Origin of the sequence: Thermophilibacter provencensis, assembly GCF_900128445.1 — a bacterium.
GTDB classification, from domain to species: Bacteria; Actinomycetota; Coriobacteriia; order Coriobacteriales; family Atopobiaceae; genus Thermophilibacter; species Thermophilibacter provencensis.
Genome location: NZ_LT671417.1, coordinates 1,038,765 through 1,058,719, shown reverse-complemented (window position 1 = coordinate 1,058,719; position 19,955 = coordinate 1,038,765). Strand labels below are relative to the sequence as shown.

The following is a 19,955-nucleotide window of genomic DNA, read 5'->3' as shown; positions in this document are numbered from 1 at the left end:
CGTGCCCGCGCAGCGGTCCGCGTCGGCGCAGGCCCTCAAAACAGCAACGGGGCCGGCACGCGGCCGGCCCCGGAGTCCCACTTAGAAGTCGGCGTTGCCCACGGTACGCGGGTGCGGGATGACGTCGCGGATGTTGTCCACGCCGGTGAGGTACATGACCATGCGCTCGAAGCCCAGGCCAAAGCCGGCGTGCTCGCAGCCGCCATAGCGACGCAGGTCGAGGTAGTACTTGTACTGCTCGGGCTCCATGCCGAGCTCCGCGATGCGGCGCTCGAGCACCTCCAGGCGCTCCTCGCGCTGTGAGCCGCCCACGATCTCGCCGATGCCCGGCACGAGGCAGTCCACGGCCGCCACGGTCTTGCCGTCATCGTTGAGGCGCATGTAGAACGCCTTGATCTGGGCCGGGTAGTCCGTCACGAAGGTCGGGCGCTTGAAGTGCTCCTCGGTAAGGTAGCGCTCGTGCTCGGTCTGCAGGTCGCAGCCCCACTCCACGGGATACTCGAAGACGTGTCCCGCCGCCGCGGCCTCCTGCAGAATCTGGATGGCCTCGGTGTAGGTGACGTGCGCAAAGTCCGAGGTCGCCACGTGGTTGAGACGCTCGATGAGGCCCTTGTCCACGAACTTGTTGAAGAACTCCATCTCGTCGGGGCAGGTCTCCATCACGTAGTTGATCACGTACTTGAGCATCTCCTCGACGCACGCCATGTCGCCCGCAAGGTCGCAGAAGGCCATCTCGGGCTCGACCATCCAGAACTCGGCGGCATGACGTCGCGTGTTGGAGTTCTCGGCGCGGAACGTGGGGCCGAAGGTGTAGACGTCCCCGAAGGAGAGCGCGAAGTTCTCGGCCTGGAGCTGGCCGGAGACGGTGAGGTTGGCCGCGTGTCCGAAAAAGTCCTGCGACCAGTCGATGGCGCCAGACTCGGTGCGCGGGGGGTTCTCCACGTCAAGCGTGGTCACGCGGAACATCTCGCCCGCGCCCTCGGCGTCGGAGGTGGTGATGATCGGCGTGTTCACGTAGACGAAGCCGCGCTCCTGGAAGAAGCGGTGGATGGCGAAGGCCGCCACGGAGCGCACGCGGAAGACGGCGCGGAAGAGGTTGGTGCGGCTGCGCAGGTGCTGCTGGGTGCGCAGGAACTCGCGGGTCTGGCGCTTCTTCTGCATGGGGTAGTCCGGCGCCGAGGCACCTTCCACGCGAATCTCGGCCGCCTGGAGCTCGAAGGGCTGCGGGCGGTCCGGCGTGAGCGCGAGCGTGCCCGTGACCACGAGGGCCGAGCCCACGCCCGTGGCGGCGATCTCGTCGTAGTTGGCAAGCTTCTCGCGGTTCATGACGACCTGCAGGTCCTTGAAGCACGAGCCGTCGTTCAGCATCACGAAGCCGAAGTTCTTCATGTCGCGGACCGAGCGGACCCAGCCGGCAACGGTGACGGTGGTCCCGCCGAGCTCGTCCATGTCGGCGAAGAGCTGAGAGATGTGGGTACGTTCCACGGGCGTTCCTCCGAGGTTCTTCTCGCCTGTTTTCCAGCCCCTAACTCTAGCGCATCGAGAGGACGTGGTCTCGGCTAGAATCAGGGCAACGACAAGAACGACCGCCCCCGGAAGGAGCACACATGGAAGCCTACAAGCGTGAGTTCATCGACTTCATGGTGGAGTCAAACGTCCTGAAGTTCGGCGACTTCACCCTCAAGAGCGGCCGGAAGTCCCCGTTCTTCATGAACGCGGGCGCCTACGTGACGGGCTCCCAGCTCAAGCGCCTGGGCGAGTACTACGCGCACGCCATCAACGACAACTTTGGCCTGGACTTCGACGTGCTCTTTGGGCCGGCGTACAAGGGCATCCCGCTGGCCGTGACCACCGCGATCGCCCTTCACGACCTCTACGGCAAGGAGGTCCGCTACTGCTCGGACCGCAAGGAGGAGAAGGACCACGGCGCCGACAAGGGCGGACTGCTCGGCACCAAGCTCGCCGACGGCGACCGTGTGGTCATGATCGAGGACGTCACCACCTCGGGCAAGTCCATCGACGAGACCTATCCCAAGGTCACCGGCGCCGCAAGCGTTGAGATCAAGGGCCTCATCGTGAGCCTCAACCGCATGGAGGTCGGCAAGGGCGGGGTCGTGACCGCCCAGCAGGAGATCCAGGAGAAGTACGGCTTCCCCGTGGCGAGCATCGTCTCCATGGCCGATGTGGTCGAGGCCCTTGACGGCACCGTCATCACGCCGGAGCTCAAGGCCGCGATCGACGCCTACTACGAGCAGTACGGCGTGAAGTAGCCCGGTCGGGCGCACGGCCCGGCACGCGACGACCCCGCATAAAAACGAGCCCCCTGCCTGCGGTTTCTTTACTTTCCGCAGGCAGGGGGCCTGTTTTTACCACCCGGCTTTTGCTCGATGCCCCGCCCGGGGCGCCCGCCCCGCTACTCGGCAAGCTCGGTCGCCCAGGTGTAGCCCTCGGGGATGTGGGCGTTGCCGGCGGCAACCTCGGCGGGGATGCGGCTGTCGGACGCCATGAGCTCCGCCACGGTCACGAACTCGTAGCCCTCCCCCTGAAGCTGCTCGATGATGCGGGGCAGCGCCTCGAGGTCCTGGTCGCGGTTGCCGCCACCGTCGTGCATGAGGATGATGCTGCCGGAAAAGGCGCCGCTCGTGCAGTTGTTCACGATGACGTCCGCTCCGGGCAGCTCCCAGTCCAGGCTGTCCAGGTTCCAGATCACCGAGGCCGAGAGCGTGCCGCCCGAGGCCAGCCACGTCGACGTGTCAAAGGAGCCGTAGGGCGGGCGGATGACCGAGGTGTCCCCGCCGCCCGCGCCGGAGATGGCGGAGAACGCCTCCGTGATCTCCGACTGCAGCGTCGTCTGATCGACGGCCGTGAGCTGCTGGTGGTTCATGGTGTGGGACGCGACCTGCGAGCCCTGGTCCTTGATCGCCTTGACGAGGTCGGGGTTGTTGGCCGCCGCGGAGCCGAGGCAGAAGAACGTGGCGTGGATGCCGTGCTCCGTGAGGATGTCGAGGTATTGCTGGGTGTACTTGCTCGGGCCGTCATCGAAGGTGAGCGCGATGAGCTTGCGGCCGTCGTCCGCCTTTGGGTTGATGCTCATGAGCTTCACGTTCTGCGCGGGCTCGACGACGTCTCCGGGAACCGACTCTCCCGAGGTGTCGCCAACCACGAACTTCTGCCTGCCCGTCTTGCCGTACTGGGAGACAAAGGTCACCGAGCCCACCGAGTCGGGCGGCTCGAGCAGGGGCTGGATCTCACGCTCCTCCTCGTGCGAGGCCTCGGTCACGTCCGCGCCGTCCCCGAAGGTGATCTCCTCGTTGCCCTCCGCACGGAACGCGTCGCGGCCGGCGGCGTCCAGCTGCGCGCCGTTGACCGTGGCCGAAAACGCGTCACCGCCGCCCTCCGTGATGACGTTCCCGCTCACGGAGACGAGGTTGCCCGGCTTGGGCGAGAGCTCCTCGCTCTTCACGATCTCCTCGAGCGTGGACCCCACGCGGACGTCGGCGCGCTCGCCGTTGACGCTCACGTTGACCGTCCGGTTGAGCCACAGCCACACGCCGCCGCCCACGATCGCCACGACGACGAGAAGGGCCACGATGGTGACGCCCCTCCCCTCGCGCCGCTTCTTGTAGCGGCTGCGCGGGGCGCGCTGGCGCGGCATGGGCGCCTGCCGGCCGTGCCCGGTGCGGCGATAGGACCCAGCGTCCCCGTAGGGGTCGCCGTAGTCCGATTCATCGGGGTCGTTGTCTTGCCCTGCATAGGAGCCCACATAGGGGTCGTCGTAGGAATCGTAGTCCGTCTGATGTGCCGAGCGGGACTGGGGCCGCGCTTCGCGCGGGTCCTCGTCAGAACGCGAGGGCGTCGCGCGGGGAAGGTCAATCGGGTGCATGTAGGGGTTGGACGCCTGCGGGCTGCGCGTGCGTCGGTGCGGACGCCGGGGGTTGTTTCTGCTGGTCATGATGCCATCCGTCTGCGCGGGGAAGGTCTCGACTCTATATTGTGTTTACCGCTTCCGATGCGGCTCCGCGCATGCTCAAGGGTATCAGTTCGCGACGCGGGCAACCGTGACGGAACCGTCATGCAACCAGAGGTGCACAACTCGCAAGAAGCGCGTCTCAGGGCACCATGCCGGCGAGCGCACCGTATGCGTGCAAAAGTGACTGTCCCTTTTGCACGCTTTAGATTCGGATCACGAGCTCATCCGCGGGGCGTCGCTTGAAGTGCATCGGCGCGGGCTCCGCGTCCTCGGCGGGATAGCCCAGCGGGAAGAGCGCCACAAGGTCGTAGGGCTCCATCTCCGGAAACTCCCCCTTCACGGCCGGGGCGTCGAAGTGCCCCACCCAGGTGGTGCCGAGGCCGAGGTCGTGGGCGGCAAGCATGACGTGCGTCCCCACGATGGAGGCGTCGACGTCGGCGAAGTTGCGGACGTCGTACTTGCGGACCCAGGCCTCATCCGGCAGCGCGCCGAGAACGAGGATGACCCGCGCGCCAAAGTCGAACCGCGTGTGCGCCGCGAGGCGCGCGACCGCCTCCGGGGTCTCGACGACCCACATGCGCCAGGGCTGCCTGTCGACGGCGGTCGGGGCGGCGAGCGCGACGTCGACGAGCGCGTCGATCTTCTCGCCCTCCACCGGGCGGTCCGAGAAGGACCTGCAGGAGTAGCGGTCGTGCGCGAGCTGCTGGAAGTCGGTCATGGGGGTCCCTCCTCACGTGGTCTCGGAAAGTATACGCCGCGCGAGGCAATCCGCCGCGGGGGGGCCGGCCGGCGGCGGTCCCCTGCGGGGAGAGAGGGATGCCCTCGCCGAACGGGGCCGGGAAGGAAGGGGAGGAGCGGCGCATCGCATCTGCGTCCGCGGGCGAGGGCACCCCCGTTGGCTTCATGGTATGCCGCCGCGCGCACGCCGCGGCAGCTTCGTCGCAACTGGACGGTTATGCGACACGATTGGCAGGCTGAGACGCTCACGCGGCTGGGCAGCGTTGATAAACGAAATGTGAAAAACGGCTCAGTCTCTTGGAGTAATTCTTATTTGTATCATGTCGTCATATAATCTGATGTAAAAGTATTGCCTGCTTGACCACGGGGGAACAAGTGTCGGTAGATAATAGCGTGCGCCCTGACCTTCTCTACGCCCAAGTGGAGAACAGCATTCGTCAGAAAATAATCTCGGGGGAACTTGAGATAGGGGGACGGCTTCCTACGGAGCAGGAACTCTGCGAGCAGTTCAGCGTCAGCCGTATAACCGTGCGCCGCGCAGTCCAAAACCTCGTCGACGAGGGCCTTATCTACCGGCTTCGCGGCCGCGGAACGTTCGTCTCCGCCCCTAAGCGCCTAATCAGGAAGGGTTCTCCCAACTACTTCGGCTACCACGCCTTCTCCGAAGTCGGGGGGAAAAGCCCCCGGCGAGTCCTCAGCAGGAAGGCGCTCAATGCAACGGGGCGACTTGCCAAGGCTCTGGAGATTCCCGAAGGCTCGCGCGTCTCCATGGTCGAGCGCCTCATATACGAGGAGTCCATTCCAATCGCCATCGACTATGTCTACGTCTCCGCCCAGCTCTTCCCCGACTTCCTCGAGGACCTTGGTGAGGACATGAGTCTCTACAACCTTCTCACCAGCACTTACCAGTGCGTGCTTGGAAACGAGGAGCTAGTTCTCGACGTCTCGACCGCTCGTGAGAACGAGGCTCGACTCCTCTCGTGTTTCGTCGGATCACCACTTTACATTCTCCACAAAATCACGAGGAACTCCGACGGGGTGCCCCTCCACTACTCCAAGTCGGTAATGCGAGGGGATCGCGCCTCGTTCAGGTTCGTCATCTCCCCCGACGGTCGTGTCGTCACTTCGTAGAGAGAGTACGGGGCCCATCACCCAATGAGCCCCGCCCACGTTCAGAGTGTTACGTGACGTCCCCCATTCGACGTCCAAGGGCATCAGTGGCACGAAGGACGTCCACGACATCCCTCACGCCAAGGCGCACCGGGCTCGCCCCCCAAGACTCCGCCTCCAGGGCCGCTCGGGCAATCTTTTCAAGGTCGTCTTCCGACGGATCGAGGCGCAGCCCCTCAAACGTCACCGGAACACCACAATCCACGCACAGGCGCGCCACACGCTCAATCTCCTCCGAGGGGTAGTCTTCGGCTATGAGCAGGCTCAGGGTCGAGAAGCCCACGCGCTCGCCGTGCATTGACCTCTCGCCGTTCGGCACCACGGTCATGGCGTTGCCCAACCCGTGGGCAAGAGAGCACCCGACGTTCTCGAACCCTATGCCACTGAGAAGAACGTTCGCCTCCACCACGTTCTCAAGGGCGGGCGTGACAATTCCCACCGCATTTGCACTCACGGCAGCAGGGCCATCTCGAAACAGCGTCTCGACGCAGGCGCGGGCCACGGCCCTGCCGGCGAGCGTGGCCACGCCACTCTCAGTGTGGCACCACACGTAGTTCGCGTGTCCCGTCCGCTCGTTCGAGACGCCCTCGTAGTACGTCGAGAGCGCATCACCAATACCCGCAGAAAGGAACCTGACGGGGGCATTCGCAATCACCCGCGTGTCCACAAGCACGAGGTCCGGGTTTTTGACGTGAATGACGATATCGTTCATCTCGCCCTCGTCGCTGTAGAGAATCGACATCGCACTTGTCGGGGCGTCAGTCGCCGCAATCGTCGGGCACACCACTAGCGCCGCTCCGTCCGCCGCAAGCATCTTCGCGACGTCGATTACCTTTCCGCCACCAAGTGCCACGATCACGTCATGGCCGGCGCCGGCCTTGCGGCGAACGCGCTCAATGTTCCCCCTGCTGATCTCCCCTTCGAAGGTCACGAGGTCATAGGAGAACGCACCAAGGTCCCCGTATTCGGAGAAAAGCGCATCTCCCAGCATCTGCCGAACGAACGCGTCCACGACGAAGAGGTGCCTCGTTCCGAACAGGCTCGCGTAGCGAGCCGCATGCTCTATGATTCCGGGGCCCTGAAGGTAGTGCCCCACCGATCCCCAAGCCCTCATGCAGGCTCCCTTCGGTTCGATTCAACAAATCAGCTCACGCAAGCGAGCTCATCGCCAACTGGCGGAGAAGCGCGAGGTCAACGGTAACGTTCTCGGCCCCGGCAAGCAGCGCACGCTCAATGTCGCGTGGCGTCTTGAGCGAGGCGGCGCACACCATTGCTCGCGCATCAATCTCCCTGAAGGCGGTCACTATGTCGTGCACGACCCCCATGCCGCCGCACCCCGCCCGGTCAAGGCGGCTCACGTAGACCGCAACGCAGACGGCGCCCGCCGCCTCGGCGAGAAGCGCCTGCTCAACGTCAAAGACCGCCGTGCAGGAGGAGCGTATGCCAGCCTCGGAGAGCTCACGTATGGCCCGGTAGCCCTCTGGGCACGCCGGAATCTTCACGAGCGTGTTCCCGGGGACCTCGGCAACAATCCTATGCGCATCGGCAACCATCTCCTCACACGTGTCGCCCATAACCTCGAGGTAGAGCTTGGCCTCGGGCCCAACCAGCTCCCGAAGAGCGCGCGAACGCACTAGGAAGCCCTCCCCCGAATCCCCGATTCCCTGAACGGCAACGGTCGGATTGTCGGCGAAGCAATTGCAGGGGTAGGTCTCCGTGGCGACCCTCACCTCGTCCAGACTCATACTTACGAGGCAGAACTCAATCATGGTCACCTCCAATCGGCAGAGAGGCCCCCGCCGACAAGCGGCGGAGGCCGAGGCTGCGCGCTACTCAACCATGTTGGCTATTCTTGCGCCCTTGCCGAACAGTCCCTCCCAGTCGGACTTGAAAGTGTCAAGCGTTCCCTGAGTCATGGGGTGAACGGCCATGGCGTCAAGCATCGGCAGGTCAACGGTAACGTTCTCGGCGCCTGCCTCAATGGCCCTCTGAAGGTCGAGCGGGGTCTTCAGCGAGGCGGCACTTACCACGCAGTCGATGCCGTGGGAGACGAACGCCTCCTTGATGCGCCTCACGACATCAATGCCGTCGCCACCATTCTTGTCGAGGCGACTCACGTACACCGCGACGTAGGAGGCGCCCGCGACGGCTGCGAGCATGGCCTGGTTGAAGGTATAGACCGCCGTGCAGGATGTGCGAATCCCCAGATCGCGCAGCAGGGAGATCGCCCTGAAGCCCTCGGAGCACGCCGGGATCTTCACGAACGTGTTGCCGGGTACGGCCTTGACCATTGCCTGGGCGTCCTCGACGAGTTCCTCGGCGGTATCGCCCATGGCCTCAAGGAAGAAGGGGGTCTCGCTCCCGATGACGCCACGAATGTCGAGGGCGTTCTGAATGAAGGTCCTCCCGGTGCCCTCGAGGCACCTGACCGCAATGGAGGGGTTCATGCTGTAGCAGTTGATGGGGTAAATCTTGCTGGCAGATTTCACCATTTCGAAGTCGCCAGTGTCAAGACAAAACTCAAGCATCGTCTCCCCCTTATCCAAGAATCCCAAGAGCTCCGAGGACAACGCCCAGGACCATGATTCCAATAATCTGCACGAGGATGTTCACGCCCTTCTTGTTCAGGACATACAGCCCTGCGAAGGCGGCGGCGGGAAGCAGGCACGGGAAAATCGAATCGAAGGTCTCCTGCAGGGAGAACGCAGTGCCGTTGAGATCAAAGGCAAGCGGCGTACTCACCACGACGTTCGTCGCGACCATGGCGCCAATGACCATGAGGCCGACGACAGACAGCGCGGTCGTGAGCTTCTGCATGACGCTCGTGTCGGAGACCTTGGAGATTATGTTGCTGCCAAGGCCGTAGCCGTACTTCACGCCGAGATAGCGCAGGGCGATGGTGATCACGTTGTAAATCGCCAGGAACAGAATCGGACCGAGAATCGAGCCGCTCATGCAGAGGCCGCCGACGATGCCGGTCGCGATTATGCGCAGGGTTCCGGCAATAAGGGAGTCGCCAATGCCGGCGAGCGGCCCCATGAGCGCAACCTTCATCGAGCTGATCGACGAGGTGTCGAAGCCCTCGTTGTTGGCGTTCTCCTCCTCCATGGCCGCGACGATGCCACCGATCAGGGGCTGCATGGTGGTCTGGCAGTTGTAGAACTCGAGGTGGCGCTGGTAGGCAGCGATGCGGTCCTCGCGGTTGTCGTAGAGCTTCTTAATCGCCGGGATCATGGACCAGCAGAACGCCATGTGCTGCTGACGCTCGAAGTGCCATGCGTGAGAAGTGGTGAACGACCTCCAGAAGAGGCTGTTGAGCTCCTTCTTGGTGAGCTTCTTCTCGCTAGAACTCGTTGTCATCATCAACCTCCGTCTCGAGAGCAGAGCCCTGGCTGGGAATGAAAATGTGAGCCATCATCAGCACGCCGACGAGCACGACAGCAAAGCAGACGATGCCGAGGACGGGCACGCCGAGGTATGCGGCAAGCAGGAAGCCGAGCAGCAGGAAGACCGCGGTCTCCTTGGAGACGATCATGGTCACCAGCTGCGCGAAGCCGAGGGCGGGAAGGATGCCCGTGGCAATGGTTATGCCCGTCGTAAGCCAAGCGGGAATGCTGTTGACCAAGGCGGACACCGCGTCCCCTCCGAACATGAAGGCCACAAAGCCGATGACGCCGAAGGTCACGTCAAACAGGAAGCCGTTAGCCAGGAAGACCGCGGAGATTCCCCTGTCGTTGTCCTCGGCTGCGAACTTGTCCGCAGAGCGGGCCATGATCGGGGTGATGACACCGTAGAAGAGGTTGACCACGAAGGCCGAGAGAACCGCCGCGGGCATGGCAATGGTGACGGCAGTGTCGATACCGTTGCCCGTCGTGATTGCAAAGGCCGTGCCAAGCACCGAGCCCACAATCATGTCAGGCGGAATCGAAGCTCCGATAGCCTGCATGCCCATGAAGACGAGCTCGAGCTGGAAGCCAATCATGACCCCCGTGGAAACGTCTCCCAGCGCAAGTCCGACGAGCGCGCCGAGAACGAGCGGTCGCCCCAGCATCGCGGTGCCAACAAAGTAGTCAGCCTTGCCCACGAACACTATGAGGCCAATGAGAAAAGCTTGCAGTGCCATGTGTTTCCCTCCTTGCTTGGTTTGTCGTACGGAGAATCCTCTTGGCCCGCGACTAGAGATCGGCCGCGGACAGCACCGCCTTCTTGTCCTTTGCCACCTGTCTGACCTCGACCTCGACGCCCTTTTCGACAAGTCCTCGCAGAATCTCGCGTTCCTGGTCGGTGACGTGAACGGCGATTCCCAGGCTCTTGGTGGTCTGCTCCGTCTTCTCGGTGCCGCCGAGGTTGAGCGAGGGGATGCCACACTCCTCGACGAGGCGGGCGCCATCCGCCACGCTCCCGGTCACGACAAGGAGCTTGTACTTGTCGGTCACGCCGCTTTTTATGGCTGCAACGGAATCGTCGATACTCTTGATCACGAGCTTCATGCCCACCGGCTTGGCCAAGCGCATGGTCTTCATGCGAATGGGGTCGCTCGCCGCCGCGTCCGAGGCGACGAGAATGGCGTCCGCCCCCAGCGCGTGGCACCAGGAGAACGCGACCTGGCCGTGCAGGAGCCGATGGTCAACGCGACAAAGCTTAATCATGTGCTACCTCTCTTCCTTCTCTGGCTGGCTGTTTATCTCGTGTGCTAGCTGGGCAAGGCAGCCCTCATAGAGCTCCCTGGTCTCCCGGACGTAGGACTCGGGGTCGCGAAAGCTCATGGGATGGACGTACTCGAGCGAGAATCCGCCGCGATACCCGTGCCGCTCAAAGGCGCGCAGGCTTTCGAGCATGTCGAGCTCCCCGTGACCCCAAGGCATGTGGCCGGTCGGGGTGCCGTCGACGAAGTGGCAGTGGGCCACGTCGTCGCCAAAGGCCTCGAACCAGTCGTCCACCGTCTCGCCCGCCGCCGACATGGCGCCAAAGTCAATGGTCACGAGGAGGTTGTCCCGATTGACCCATTCCTTGATCAGCGCGAGTGAGGAGATGTCGGGGCCGATCTCGGACGACTTAGTCCAAATGCTCTCAAGCACGAGGTCAATTCCTCGCTCGGCGGCATAGTCGGCAAGCCGGCGCAGCATGATGACGCTCCGCTCGCGCGCGTGCTCGACAGGCTCGTCATAGTAGTTCCACCCCGGGGTGACGAGTACCTTCGGACAACCGGTCTCCTGCGCGAGGTCTATGACCTTCTCGAAGTAGGACAACGTATTGCTCACAAGAAGCTCTCCGCGGGCGGCCATGTTGTTGGGCTTTGGGTTGTTCTGCTCCCCGCAGAGGCACTCGAGGTGCACGCCGTAGGCGTCCATGAGGCGAAGAAGGCGCTCAGGGCCCTCGGAGAACTGACCGTTGACCAGAATGTGCTGCGGACAGAGCCACAACTCGGCCGAGTGCAGACCAAGACGCGCGCAGCTGGCAAAGAACCCCTCGAGGTCGAAGTAGCGATAGCAGATGTTCATGGGATAGAGAGACTGGACGTCCATGACCTAGAACTCCTCGGCCTCGCCGGAGACCAACCCGTTGCAGACGAGGATCGACTGCTTCCCCCGATCGACAACTCTTTGAATCCCTTCGACGGTGGGAGCGTCCTCGGAGACCAACTCGACGAGCATCGGCATGTTCATTCCTGCCACGAGAATGAAGTCCTTCTCTCCGAGCAGCCCCATGAACTCGTTGTTCACGCTCCCGCCGAAGATGTCCGTCACCACAACGACTACGTCCTCCGGGGAGAACTTGGCAAATGTTTGGTCAATCTGGCTGCGCAGCGAAACGTCCTGGTCAACATAGGCACAGATTGTCGATACGTTGGGAAGATCGCCGAGGATGAAGCTCAGAGTGTTCCTCATGCCGTCCGCCAGACGGCCGTGAGACGCAAGTACGATTCTCGCCATTTCTACCTCCTCGCCTGAATTGATTATGTGTGATGATATAACGTCACATGACATTGTAAATACAAATGGGATTTATGACAAATGCCAACCGCTTGGCGCGGAATACCCACCTTTCACCGGTCTTGAATGGACGAACAAGCCGAGAAGGCAACCTTCGCCGCACGCTAGAATGGTGGTCCGTCTATCAAGGAGGCCGCATGCCCGCATTCCCCACAACCGAGTCCGTCGACGAGGGGCCCAACGCCGCAGGTTCGCTGGGACGCCTCATACCGTGGCCGGACGAGGAGACCTACCCCAACATCCCCGCCGAGGAGGCGCTCGACCTCTTCCTGGGCTGGGTGGGGTCGCGCGGGATCGAGCTCTGGCCCCACCAGGAGGAGGCCCTGCTGTCGCTTGCGGCGGGAGACCACCTGATTCTGGGCACACCCACGGGCTCGGGCAAGTCAATGGTCGCGCTGGGGATGTGCTTCATGAGCGTGTGCACGGATCGGCGCGCCTACTACACCGCCCCCATCAAGGCGCTGGTGAGCGAGAAGTTCTTTGACCTCGTCGAGCTCTTCGGTCGCGAGAACGTGGGCATGATCACCGGCGACGCGTCAATTAACGCGGGCGCGCCCATCATCTGCTGCACCGCGGAGATCCTGGCCAACCAAGCGCTTCGCGAAGGAGATGCGTGCGACGTGGGCTGCGTGGCCATGGACGAGTTCCACTTCTACGCGGACCCCGACCGCGGCTGGGCATGGCAGGTGCCGCTGCTCACGCTTCCCCACGCGCAGTTCCTGCTCATGAGCGCCACGCTGGGCGACACCACCGCCATTGCCGGCGCGCTCTCTGAGCACACCGGCGGCCGCACCGTTGACACGATTGCCGACGCGCCGCGCCCCGTGCCGCTCTCCTACGAGTTCGTGGACACGGCGCTCGAGGGGACCGTCGAGCTGGCGCTGCGCGCCGGCGAGGCGCCGCTCTACATCGTGCACTTCTCGCAGGACGCCGCCCTTGCGAGCGCGCAGAGCCTGGCGAGCTACGGAGTCTCCACCAAGGAGCAGCGCGACGCCGTGAAGCAGGCCATCAAGGGCACGCGCTTCACCACGACCTTCGGCAAGACGCTCCAGCGCCTGCTGGGCTGTGGCGTGGGCGTGCACCATGCGGGCATGCTGCCGCGCTATCGCCTGCTCGTGGAGAGGCTCGCTCAGCAGGGCCTGCTGCCGGTCATCTGCGGAACGGACACGCTCGGCGTGGGCATCAACGTGCCCATCCACACCGTGGTGCTCACCGCCCTCTCCAAGTTTGACGGCCGACGCATGCGCCACCTCAACGCGCGCGAGTTCCACCAGATTGTGGGCCGTGCGGGACGTGCCGGCTTTGACACCGAGGGCCACGTCATCGCCGAGGCCACCGAGTACGACATAGAGAACGCGCGGGCCCTGCGCAAGGCCGGGGGCGACCCCAAGAAGGCGCGCAAGATCAAGACCAAGAAGCCGCCCGAGGGGTTCGTGGGCTGGAACAAGCAGACCTTCGAGCGCCTGATCGCCGCCGTGCCAGAGCCGCTGCGCCCTCGCATGAAGGTCACGCACTCGATGGTGCTCGCCGAGGTCGAGCAGGGCGGGGACGCCTGGGCGCGCGTGCACCGCCTTGTGGAGGAGTCGGCGCAGCCCGAGGCGGAGAAGGCCGCGCTCGCCACACGCGCAGACGAGATCTTCGCCACGCTGCAGGACGCCGGAGTGGTCACGCGCGAGGAGCTGCCCGACGGGAGCGCGTCGTGGTCCACGACCGTTGACCTGCCGGACGACTTTGCGCTTGACCAGCCCTTGTCGCCATTTCTGCTGGCGGCGCTCGAGCTTCTTGATCCGGAGTCTGAGACCTACGCGCTCGACGTCATCTCAATGGCCGAGGCCACGCTTGAGGACCCGTGGCAGATCCTTCGCGCGCAGCAGCGCGTTGCGCGCGACCGCGCGATGAGCGAGATGAAGGCCGAGGGCATAGACTACGACGAGCGCATGGAGCGACTTCAGGAGGTCACCTACCCAAAGCCGCTCGAGGAGGTGCTGGAGCCCGCCTTCGAGCAGTACTGCGAGCAGGTGCCGTGGGCGCGCGACTTTGCGCTCTCCCCCAAGTCCGTCCTGCGCGACATGGTAGAGACCGCGAGCGACTTCAAGGAATACGTGGGTCGCTACAACGTCGCGCGCTCCGAGGGACTCTTGCTGCGCTATCTCTCCGAGGCGTTCCGTGCGCTCGACCGCACGGTGCCGATCGAGAAGCGCGACGAGCGCCTGCGTGACATCATCGCGTGGCTCGGCCTTGTGGTGCGCACGGTTGACTCCTCCCTCGTGGACGAGTGGGCAGCCGCCGGAGAGGGGTCGTCGGAGGGACTCGACGCCGCACCGCCCGCGGCGGACGAGGTCGTGCGCGACCGGCGCGGCCTCATGCTGCTCGTGCGCAACGCGCTCTTCGCACGCGTGCGGCTGGCGGCGCACGAGGCGGTGGACGAGCTCGGCAAGCTCGACGCCGAGTGGGGCTGGCGCGCGCCCGTGTGGCAGCGCGCGCTTGACCGCTTCTTCGAGGAGCACGAGGAGATCCTGCTGGACGCCGACGCCCGCAGCTCCGCGTACTTCCTTGTTGACGAGAAGGACGAGAGGTCTGCGCACGTCTGGCACGTGCGTCAGATAATCCGCGACTCTGACGACGAGCGTGACTTCGGCATCTGGGGAGACGTGGACCTCGACGCCACGCAGGACGAGGGCGCCGCGGTCTTTTCCGCTTACCGAGTGGGCTTCGTGGACGACGAGTAAGGCCGGAACTGGCGGTCGGACGCAACGGACGGGCACCCCGACGAGCGGCATCTCTGCCAACGACAAGCCGGGCCCCGGCCGCGCCCAGACAGGCACGGCGGGGGCCCGGCACGAAAGGGCCTCGGCGTCCTACCCCTCGAACGGCGTCACGTGCGCCACGGCGTCCTCGGGCAGGATGCGCGCCCCGCCGTTGTCGAGGTCCACAAGAACGTAGCGCCAGTTGCCCATCCCAAGCTCCTTCATATAGGAGAGCTGGCGCAGCCCATGACGGGTCTCCATGCGCTCCACCAGGGCGTGGCGGTCCTCCTCCCCCATCGCATAGACGAGGTCGACGCACGCCTGGTCAATCGCCAGGATGTCCGTGGAGGCCAGTATGCCCACGTTGGGGGTCACGACGGGCTCGGCCGCCGTGCCCTCGCAGTCGCAGGAGACGGACATGTTGCGCATCACGTTGACGAAGGCGATCTTGTCGCCGAAGTGGTCGCAGACCGCCTTGGCGGACTCCGTCATGCGCTCCATGAACTCCTCGTTCGAGATGTCCCACATGTCGTCCGAGCCGGGTGTGGTGTGAATCTCCCGCTTGCCGATCTTGCCGTCGGCGCAGCCGATGCCGATGTTCTTTGCCGAGCCGCCAAAGCCGCCCTTGGTGTGTCCCTTGAAGTGCGTGAGCACGAGCAGGGAATCGTAGTCGGCGAGGTGTGACCCCATGTGCACCTCGTCGAACCACTTCCCGCCCTCCACGGGGAAGAGAGCGGCACCCTCCTCGTCCATGATGTCAACCGGTGCGAACGTCCAGCCGTTGACCTCGAGCGTCCTGCGATGCTTCTCGGTGGAGTCGCGGTCTCCGGCATAGTAGCTGTTGGTCTCCACGATAGTGGCGTCCGGGAGGTCGCTCTCGAGCAGCTCGGCCACCCACGGGCGCGGGATGATGTTGGGGCCGTGCTGCTCCCCGGTGTGCAGCTTCACGGCCACCCTGCCGCCAATGTGCGCGCTCACCTGCTCGTAGGCACGCCTCAGCCCGGACGCAGAGAGGTCGCGCGTGAAGTAGACGATCGACTCGTTCCCGGTGCGGTCCCCATAGGGGACGCGGCGCTCGCCGCCGGTGCCGGGCCGCGGGTTCTTCTCGGACATGATGCCTCCTTCTTTGAGCACTCCTTGTCTCTCATTATATGATTTGGAAACGTTGCGTAACTTGTGATTCGCTGGGAGGCTCGGCGCCGCCTGGGTAACCATAGAAAATCGGTTTACTTACTGACCACACCCAATTATCTTGAAAAATGCAGGGGAACTGTAGAGATTATTTGAACTCAACCGCTCACGGGAGCTACTTTTCCTTTACTGTTGACAAAACCGGTTTACTGTCCTTAACTGAGAATCAACAGAAGGCCATCCGACAAGGAGGACACATGGCAGAGCAGTATGCAGATCCCAGCACGTTCAGCATGGACAGCTTCCGTCTTGATGGCAAGGTCGCCCTGGTCACCGGCGCCTCCTACGGCATCGGCTTCGCCATCGCCACCGCGCTCGCCAAGGCCGGCGCCAAGATCGCCTTCAACGACATCAACGCCGAGAAGGCCGAGATGGGCGAGAAGGCCTATGCCGCCGAGGGGATCGAGGCCAAGGGCTACGTTGCCGACGTCACCAACGTCGAGCAGGTCGAGAAGCTCGTCGCCGACATCAAGGCCGACTTCGGCACCACGCCGGACATCCTCGTCAACAACGCCGGCATCATCAAGCGCATCCCCATGCTCGAGATGAGCGCCGAGGACTTCCGCCAGGTCGTGGACGTCGACCTCAACGCACCCTTCATCGTCTCCAAGGCCGTGCTGCCCGGCATGATCGAGAAGGGCCACGGCAAGATCATCAACATCTGCTCCATGATGAGCGAGCTCGGCCGTGAGACCGTCGCGGGCTACGCCGCCGCCAAGGGTGGCCTCAAGATGCTCACCCGCAACATCTGCTCCGAGTTCGGCGAGCACAACATCCAGTGCAACGGCATCGGGCCGGGCTACATCGCCACGCCGCAGACCGCGCCCCTGCGCGAGATCCAGCCCGACGGCTCTCGTCACCCGTTCGACCAGTTCATCGTTGCCAAGACTCCCGCCGCCCGCTGGGGCACCCCGATCGACCTCATGGGCACCGCCGTCTTCCTCGCCTCCGACGCCTCCAGCTTCGTCAACGGCCAGGTCATCTACGTCGACGGCGGCATCCTCGCCTACATCGGCAAGCAGCCCCAGTAAGGGCTTTGAGCCGATGTCATCTCCCAGCGCCGCAGGATCGCAAACGCGTCCTGCGGCGCTTCCCGATTTAAGGAAGGAGTCGCAATGCCCCAGCTCACCCTTAGTCTCGTCGGTGCCGACGGCGCCGTGCGCGGGACCTCGACCGACACCGACCTCGCGCAGCTCGACACCCGCTATGCCGAGTACCAGCCCGGTGACGTCCTCGTCCTCACCTCGGACGAGAAGAACGTCGAGCTCGAGGTCATGCTCGACGAGTCCCTGCCCCCAAGCGTCGTCTATCTGACCGAAGGGCACCTCGAGTTCCCGGTCCCCTTTGGGCCCGCCCGCGACTCGTACCCCAGCCACGCCTTCCTCGGCGACACCCACTGGGGCTATGCCCGCGTGCTCGACCCCCGCGAGCGCAAGAGCTGGCGCAACCTCGCCCTCAACGCGCATGACCTCGAGGGCGCCGAGGGCGTCTACCCGCACGCAACCACCAACTCCGGCGCCACCAATCCGCGCTTCATCGCGCGCAACGCGATTGACGGCACCTGGCAGAGCATCCACCACGGACGCTGGCCCTACGAGTCCTGGGGCATCAACGGCCGCGACGACGCCTGGCTCCAGGTGGACTTTGGCCGTCCGGTCCACGCCGAGGAGGCCGTGCTCGTCCTGCGCGCGGACTTCCCGCACGACACCTGGTGGCGGCAGGCCAGGCTCACCTGCTCGGACGGCCTCGAGCTCACCGTGCAGCTGGAGAAGACCGGCGTGCCGCAGCGCTTCTCACTTGGCGAGGATGGTCGCGACATCGAGTGGATCCGTCTCTCCGACATGGTGAAGGCCGATGACCCAGCGGAGTTCCCCGCCCTTACCCAGCTCATCGTCATGGGCACCCTGACCTGTTAATTGGGGACAGTCCCCAATTAACAGAGGCGGGCCCCCCCGGGCCCCCCCCCCGGCCCCCCCCTCTCCTGCCTCCCCCCCCCCCCCCCCCCCTCTCGTCCCAAAACCCACCTTTTCCCCCCCCCCCCCCCCTTCTTTTTTACCTTTAAAAAAAAAAAACAGGCTGAACTCGAGGGGGGGGAGGAGTCTCACAAAAAGCCCCGCGCCCTTTCTTCTCCTTTGTGGATTGNACCGGCAGCACCAACTGGCAGCTAGGCGCGGAGGACGGTGAGATCGCGCGCGTCACCGACGCCGTGGACGACGACGGTCTTGGCGTGGAAGGAGACGCCCTCGAGGGCGAACGCCTTCACGCCGGTGTAGGCCTCTCCATGGAAGAAGGCCACGGTGTAGAACTCCCCGCCGGGAAGCTCAAAGCGCACAGCCTCGGCAAGCGCCGGGTCGACGGGCTCGGAGCCGCCGCGGAGCACCTGGGCGGGGCTCACGCGCACGTCCGCCGAGGATAGCCACCAAAGCTGGCCGCCCCTCCCGGAGAGCGCGGAGCGGGCCTCGACGAGGTCCGCCTCGCTCAGGGCGTTGTAGTCGAGCGAGATGTCCTCGCGACCACAGGAGAGCGCGCCCGTTGAGCCGAGCGTCAGCTCGCCGGCGGGGCAGATGACGCGGCAGCCCGCATCCGCAGCCTCCACGCGCGCCTCAGGATCAAAGTGGAACCGCGAGACAAGCTCGTGCCCCCCTTCCGCCAGGGCCTCGTCCGCGCAGACCCAGATGCCGCAGTCCAGCGCCACGAGCTTGCGCACGAGGACGTGCAGCGGCCCATGCCCCACGAGGGCGCCCTCGAAGTAGTGGGCGTCGCCCGCGTGGCGCGCGTAGGTCTTGAGCGGGTATCCAAAGTCGGAGTACCCCCAGCTGCCCTCGGGCACGCAGCTCGAGCGACCGTCCAGCAGCGGGACGTTATGGGCGAGCGGCCCCTTGAGGTACGGGCGCTCCGGAGAGTCCTCGCGATAGGTGTAGCGCCCACCGTCAACGAGCACGGGCGCGCCGTGATAGACGGCGGTCACGTGCAGGTTGTCCGAGTGCCCGTGGCCGGAGCCCAGGGGCCCGGAGGAGAACTCGGTGAGGCTGGCGTCCGCACCCCAGGACGAGCGCGCCACAAAGAGGCCGGAGTCCTCGCCGTCAAAGGTGAGCGGGAGGGTCTCGCCAGCCTGCGCCGCGCATGCGGCGAGGGCGTCCTCGACGTCGCAGCCAAAGGCAAAGACGTCGCTCGCGTCGAGCCTGGTTCGGCCGGAGGCAACGGCAAGCGCGCCGTCACCGAGCACGCCCGCGCACAGGGCCATGAGGCCCCGGACGTCGGTGCGGTCGGAGTCGCCCTGTGCATCAATGCAGCCATTGGGCATCATCTGCGCCGCGAGGGCACGAGAGAGCCGCTCTGCCGCGGAGCGCAGGCCGCGCGGAACCGGGGCGCCCTGCGCCTCCAGGACATGAAGGGCACGCAGCGAGTACAGCAGCACCTCGACGTGGTACATCGTGGACTGCTCCCAGTCGATGCCGTCGGGGTAGACCTGCGCTGTCATCTGGGACTCGGCGCGCTCCTGCGCCCAGACCCAATCGGAGTCGGAGGTGGGGTCGTCCTCGAGCGTGGCGAGGACCGTGAGGACCGCGAGCGTCTGGATGCTGCCCCAGTTGCTGGTCTCGTATTTGGGAAGGTAGCGCTCGCGCAGAGAGGCGATCTGGTCGCGTACGCTGCGGACGGCCTTCTCCAGCAGCTCGTCCGTGAGAACGCCCATCGCGTCGAGGGCCGGAAGCACGCACACCATCGAGCGGATGCGGATGCCTGTGTCGAGCGTGCGCGTGGAGAGCTCGGGCACGATCGAGGGGTGCGCGTCCACCCAGGACTCAATGAGCCGGGCCGCCTTCTCGGCATAGGACGCGTCACCCCTCACCAGCGAGACGAGTGCGAGGTCCTCGAGGTAATCCATGCGGTTGAGCATGAAGCACCACTCTTCGTCGTCGTTGTTGACGACGTTCCAGTCATAGGCGCCGGCCGGCAGCGTGAAGGGCACGCGGCAGCGCTCCATGTCCCACGTCTTTGAGAAGGTGTAGGTGTCCGCCATGACTTCGTCAGCGCGGGCGAGAAGAACGCTGAGGTCGCGCCCCGCAAGGCGCTCGCCCATCTCCCCCACGCGCATGAGCGCAGCGGTCTTCCGCAGCCTCTCGCGAATTGCCCCAAGGTTCATAG

The 19,955-nt window shown here is 64.7% G+C and carries 18 protein-coding genes; 5 read left to right on the top strand and 13 right to left on the bottom strand.

From position 1 onward, the window contains the following. Positions 1-81 precede the first annotated feature (81 nt). A complete protein-coding gene (gene asnS / locus BQ7391_RS04765; protein WP_075279535.1) occupies positions 82-1,485 on the bottom strand; it encodes an asparagine--tRNA ligase in 1,404 nt (467 codons plus the stop codon). Between the two features lie 122 nt (positions 1,486-1,607). On the opposite strand from asnS, the gene pyrE reads away from it, so the two are divergent. Continuing rightward, complete coding sequence (gene pyrE / locus BQ7391_RS04760) at positions 1,608-2,270, top strand: orotate phosphoribosyltransferase (RefSeq protein WP_075279534.1); 663 nt, start codon at positions 1,608-1,610, stop codon at positions 2,268-2,270. Positions 2,271-2,413: 143 nt separating this feature from the next. Here pyrE and BQ7391_RS04755 read toward each other — a convergent pair whose 3' ends face one another. Both BQ7391_RS04755 and BQ7391_RS04750 read right to left on the bottom strand, forming a co-directional pair. Then, positions 2,414-3,952 carry a polysaccharide deacetylase family protein gene (locus BQ7391_RS04755; RefSeq protein ID WP_083662105.1) on the bottom strand — a complete coding sequence of 513 codons (1,539 nt, stop codon included), beginning with the start codon at positions 3,950-3,952 and terminating at the stop codon, positions 2,414-2,416. Between the two features lie 220 nt (positions 3,953-4,172). Next, positions 4,173-4,688: a nitroreductase family protein gene (locus BQ7391_RS04750; RefSeq protein WP_075279533.1), complete on the bottom strand. Its 516-nt coding sequence runs from the start codon at positions 4,686-4,688 to the stop codon at positions 4,173-4,175. Positions 4,689-5,083: 395 nt separating this feature from the next. Between BQ7391_RS04750 and BQ7391_RS04745 the strand changes: the two genes are divergently transcribed. Beyond that, positions 5,084-5,839, top strand: a complete 756-nt coding sequence (locus BQ7391_RS04745) for a GntR family transcriptional regulator (RefSeq protein WP_129583912.1) — start codon at positions 5,084-5,086, stop codon at positions 5,837-5,839. A gap of 49 nt (positions 5,840-5,888) precedes the next feature. Here BQ7391_RS04745 and BQ7391_RS04740 read toward each other — a convergent pair whose 3' ends face one another. Genes BQ7391_RS04740 through BQ7391_RS04705 form a run of 8 tightly spaced genes read right to left on the bottom strand, consistent with a single transcriptional unit; the run spans position 5,889 to position 11,811 of the window. Further along, positions 5,889-6,992, bottom strand: coding sequence for a glycerol dehydrogenase (locus tag BQ7391_RS04740; RefSeq protein ID WP_075279531.1), 1,104 nt, complete (start codon positions 6,990-6,992; stop codon positions 5,889-5,891). 34 nt (positions 6,993-7,026) lie between these two features. Next, entirely contained in the window at positions 7,027-7,647 is a 621-nt protein-coding gene (locus tag BQ7391_RS04735; RefSeq protein WP_075279530.1) for a transaldolase family protein, read from the bottom strand. Between the two features lie 60 nt (positions 7,648-7,707). Further along, positions 7,708-8,406: a transaldolase family protein gene (locus BQ7391_RS04730; RefSeq protein WP_075279529.1), complete on the bottom strand. Its 699-nt coding sequence runs from the start codon at positions 8,404-8,406 to the stop codon at positions 7,708-7,710. A gap of 10 nt (positions 8,407-8,416) precedes the next feature. Then, positions 8,417-9,241: a PTS system mannose/fructose/sorbose family transporter subunit IID gene (locus BQ7391_RS04725; protein ID WP_200799579.1), complete on the bottom strand. Its 825-nt coding sequence runs from the start codon at positions 9,239-9,241 to the stop codon at positions 8,417-8,419. Next, positions 9,222-10,001, bottom strand: coding sequence for a PTS mannose/fructose/sorbose/N-acetylgalactosamine transporter subunit IIC (locus BQ7391_RS04720; RefSeq protein WP_075279527.1), 780 nt, complete (start codon positions 9,999-10,001; stop codon positions 9,222-9,224). The genes BQ7391_RS04725 and BQ7391_RS04720 overlap by 20 nt, the downstream gene beginning before the upstream one ends. A gap of 52 nt (positions 10,002-10,053) precedes the next feature. Continuing rightward, complete coding sequence (locus BQ7391_RS04715; RefSeq protein ID WP_075279526.1) at positions 10,054-10,527, bottom strand: PTS sugar transporter subunit IIB; 474 nt, start codon at positions 10,525-10,527, stop codon at positions 10,054-10,056. A gap of 3 nt (positions 10,528-10,530) precedes the next feature. Then, the gene (locus tag BQ7391_RS04710) at positions 10,531-11,403 is read right to left on the bottom strand and encodes a sugar phosphate isomerase/epimerase family protein (RefSeq protein WP_075279525.1); all 873 of its coding nucleotides are present in this window, start codon (positions 11,401-11,403) and stop codon (positions 10,531-10,533) included. Between the two features lie 3 nt (positions 11,404-11,406). Continuing rightward, entirely contained in the window at positions 11,407-11,811 is a 405-nt protein-coding gene (locus BQ7391_RS04705) for a PTS sugar transporter subunit IIA (protein ID WP_075279524.1), read from the bottom strand. A 197-nt stretch (positions 11,812-12,008) separates the two neighbouring features. Between BQ7391_RS04705 and BQ7391_RS04700 the strand changes: the two genes are divergently transcribed. Continuing rightward, a complete protein-coding gene (locus BQ7391_RS04700; protein ID WP_075279523.1) occupies positions 12,009-14,600 on the top strand; it encodes a DEAD/DEAH box helicase in 2,592 nt (863 codons plus the stop codon). Between the two features lie 129 nt (positions 14,601-14,729). Here BQ7391_RS04700 and BQ7391_RS04695 read toward each other — a convergent pair whose 3' ends face one another. Continuing rightward, positions 14,730-15,731 (bottom strand): DUF362 domain-containing protein, encoded by a 1,002-nt coding sequence (locus BQ7391_RS04695; protein WP_075279522.1) that lies wholly within the window; start codon positions 15,729-15,731, stop codon positions 14,730-14,732. Positions 15,732-16,006: 275 nt separating this feature from the next. Here BQ7391_RS04695 and BQ7391_RS04690 point away from each other — a divergent pair, with 275 nt between their 5' ends. Then, on the top strand, positions 16,007-16,840 hold the full coding sequence (locus tag BQ7391_RS04690) for a gluconate 5-dehydrogenase (RefSeq protein WP_083662102.1): 834 nt from the start codon (positions 16,007-16,009) through the stop codon (positions 16,838-16,840). Between the two features lie 84 nt (positions 16,841-16,924). Then, positions 16,925-17,725, top strand: coding sequence for a hypothetical protein (locus BQ7391_RS04685; protein WP_075279521.1), 801 nt, complete (start codon positions 16,925-16,927; stop codon positions 17,723-17,725). A gap of 248 nt (positions 17,726-17,973) precedes the next feature. Here BQ7391_RS04685 and BQ7391_RS04680 read toward each other — a convergent pair whose 3' ends face one another. After that, complete coding sequence (locus tag BQ7391_RS04680) at positions 17,974-19,953, bottom strand: heparinase II/III domain-containing protein (protein ID WP_075279520.1); 1,980 nt, start codon at positions 19,951-19,953, stop codon at positions 17,974-17,976. Between the last annotated feature and the right edge of the window lie 2 nt (positions 19,954-19,955).

Bases quoted from the DNA above. Each gene is read 5' to 3' on its own strand.
- pyrE (WP_075279534.1), top strand. From the start codon at position 1,608: ATGGAAGCCTACAAGCGTGAGTTCATCGACTTCATGGTGGAGTCAAAC.
- BQ7391_RS04755 (WP_083662105.1), bottom strand. From the start codon at position 3,952: ATGACCAGCAGAAACAACCCCCGGCGTCCGCACCGACGCACGCGCAGC.
- BQ7391_RS04750 (WP_075279533.1), bottom strand. From the start codon at position 4,688: ATGACCGACTTCCAGCAGCTCGCGCACGACCGCTACTCCTGCAGGTCC.
- BQ7391_RS04740 (WP_075279531.1), bottom strand. From the start codon at position 6,992: ATGAGGGCTTGGGGATCGGTGGGGCACTACCTTCAGGGCCCCGGAATC.
- BQ7391_RS04735 (WP_075279530.1), bottom strand. From the start codon at position 7,647: ATGATTGAGTTCTGCCTCGTAAGTATGAGTCTGGACGAGGTGAGGGTC.
- BQ7391_RS04730 (WP_075279529.1), bottom strand. From the start codon at position 8,406: ATGCTTGAGTTTTGTCTTGACACTGGCGACTTCGAAATGGTGAAATCT.
- BQ7391_RS04725 (WP_200799579.1), bottom strand. From the start codon at position 9,241: ATGATGACAACGAGTTCTAGCGAGAAGAAGCTCACCAAGAAGGAGCTC.
- BQ7391_RS04720 (WP_075279527.1), bottom strand. From the start codon at position 10,001: ATGGCACTGCAAGCTTTTCTCATTGGCCTCATAGTGTTCGTGGGCAAG.
- BQ7391_RS04715 (WP_075279526.1), bottom strand. From the start codon at position 10,527: ATGATTAAGCTTTGTCGCGTTGACCATCGGCTCCTGCACGGCCAGGTC.
- BQ7391_RS04710 (WP_075279525.1), bottom strand. From the start codon at position 11,403: ATGGACGTCCAGTCTCTCTATCCCATGAACATCTGCTATCGCTACTTC.
- BQ7391_RS04705 (WP_075279524.1), bottom strand. From the start codon at position 11,811: ATGGCGAGAATCGTACTTGCGTCTCACGGCCGTCTGGCGGACGGCATG.
- BQ7391_RS04700 (WP_075279523.1), top strand. From the start codon at position 12,009: ATGCCCGCATTCCCCACAACCGAGTCCGTCGACGAGGGGCCCAACGCC.
- BQ7391_RS04695 (WP_075279522.1), bottom strand. From the start codon at position 15,731: ATGTCCGAGAAGAACCCGCGGCCCGGCACCGGCGGCGAGCGCCGCGTC.
- BQ7391_RS04690 (WP_083662102.1), top strand. From the start codon at position 16,007: ATGGCAGAGCAGTATGCAGATCCCAGCACGTTCAGCATGGACAGCTTC.
- BQ7391_RS04685 (WP_075279521.1), top strand. From the start codon at position 16,925: ATGCCCCAGCTCACCCTTAGTCTCGTCGGTGCCGACGGCGCCGTGCGC.
- BQ7391_RS04680 (WP_075279520.1), bottom strand. From the start codon at position 19,953: ATGAACCTTGGGGCAATTCGCGAGAGGCTGCGGAAGACCGCTGCGCTC.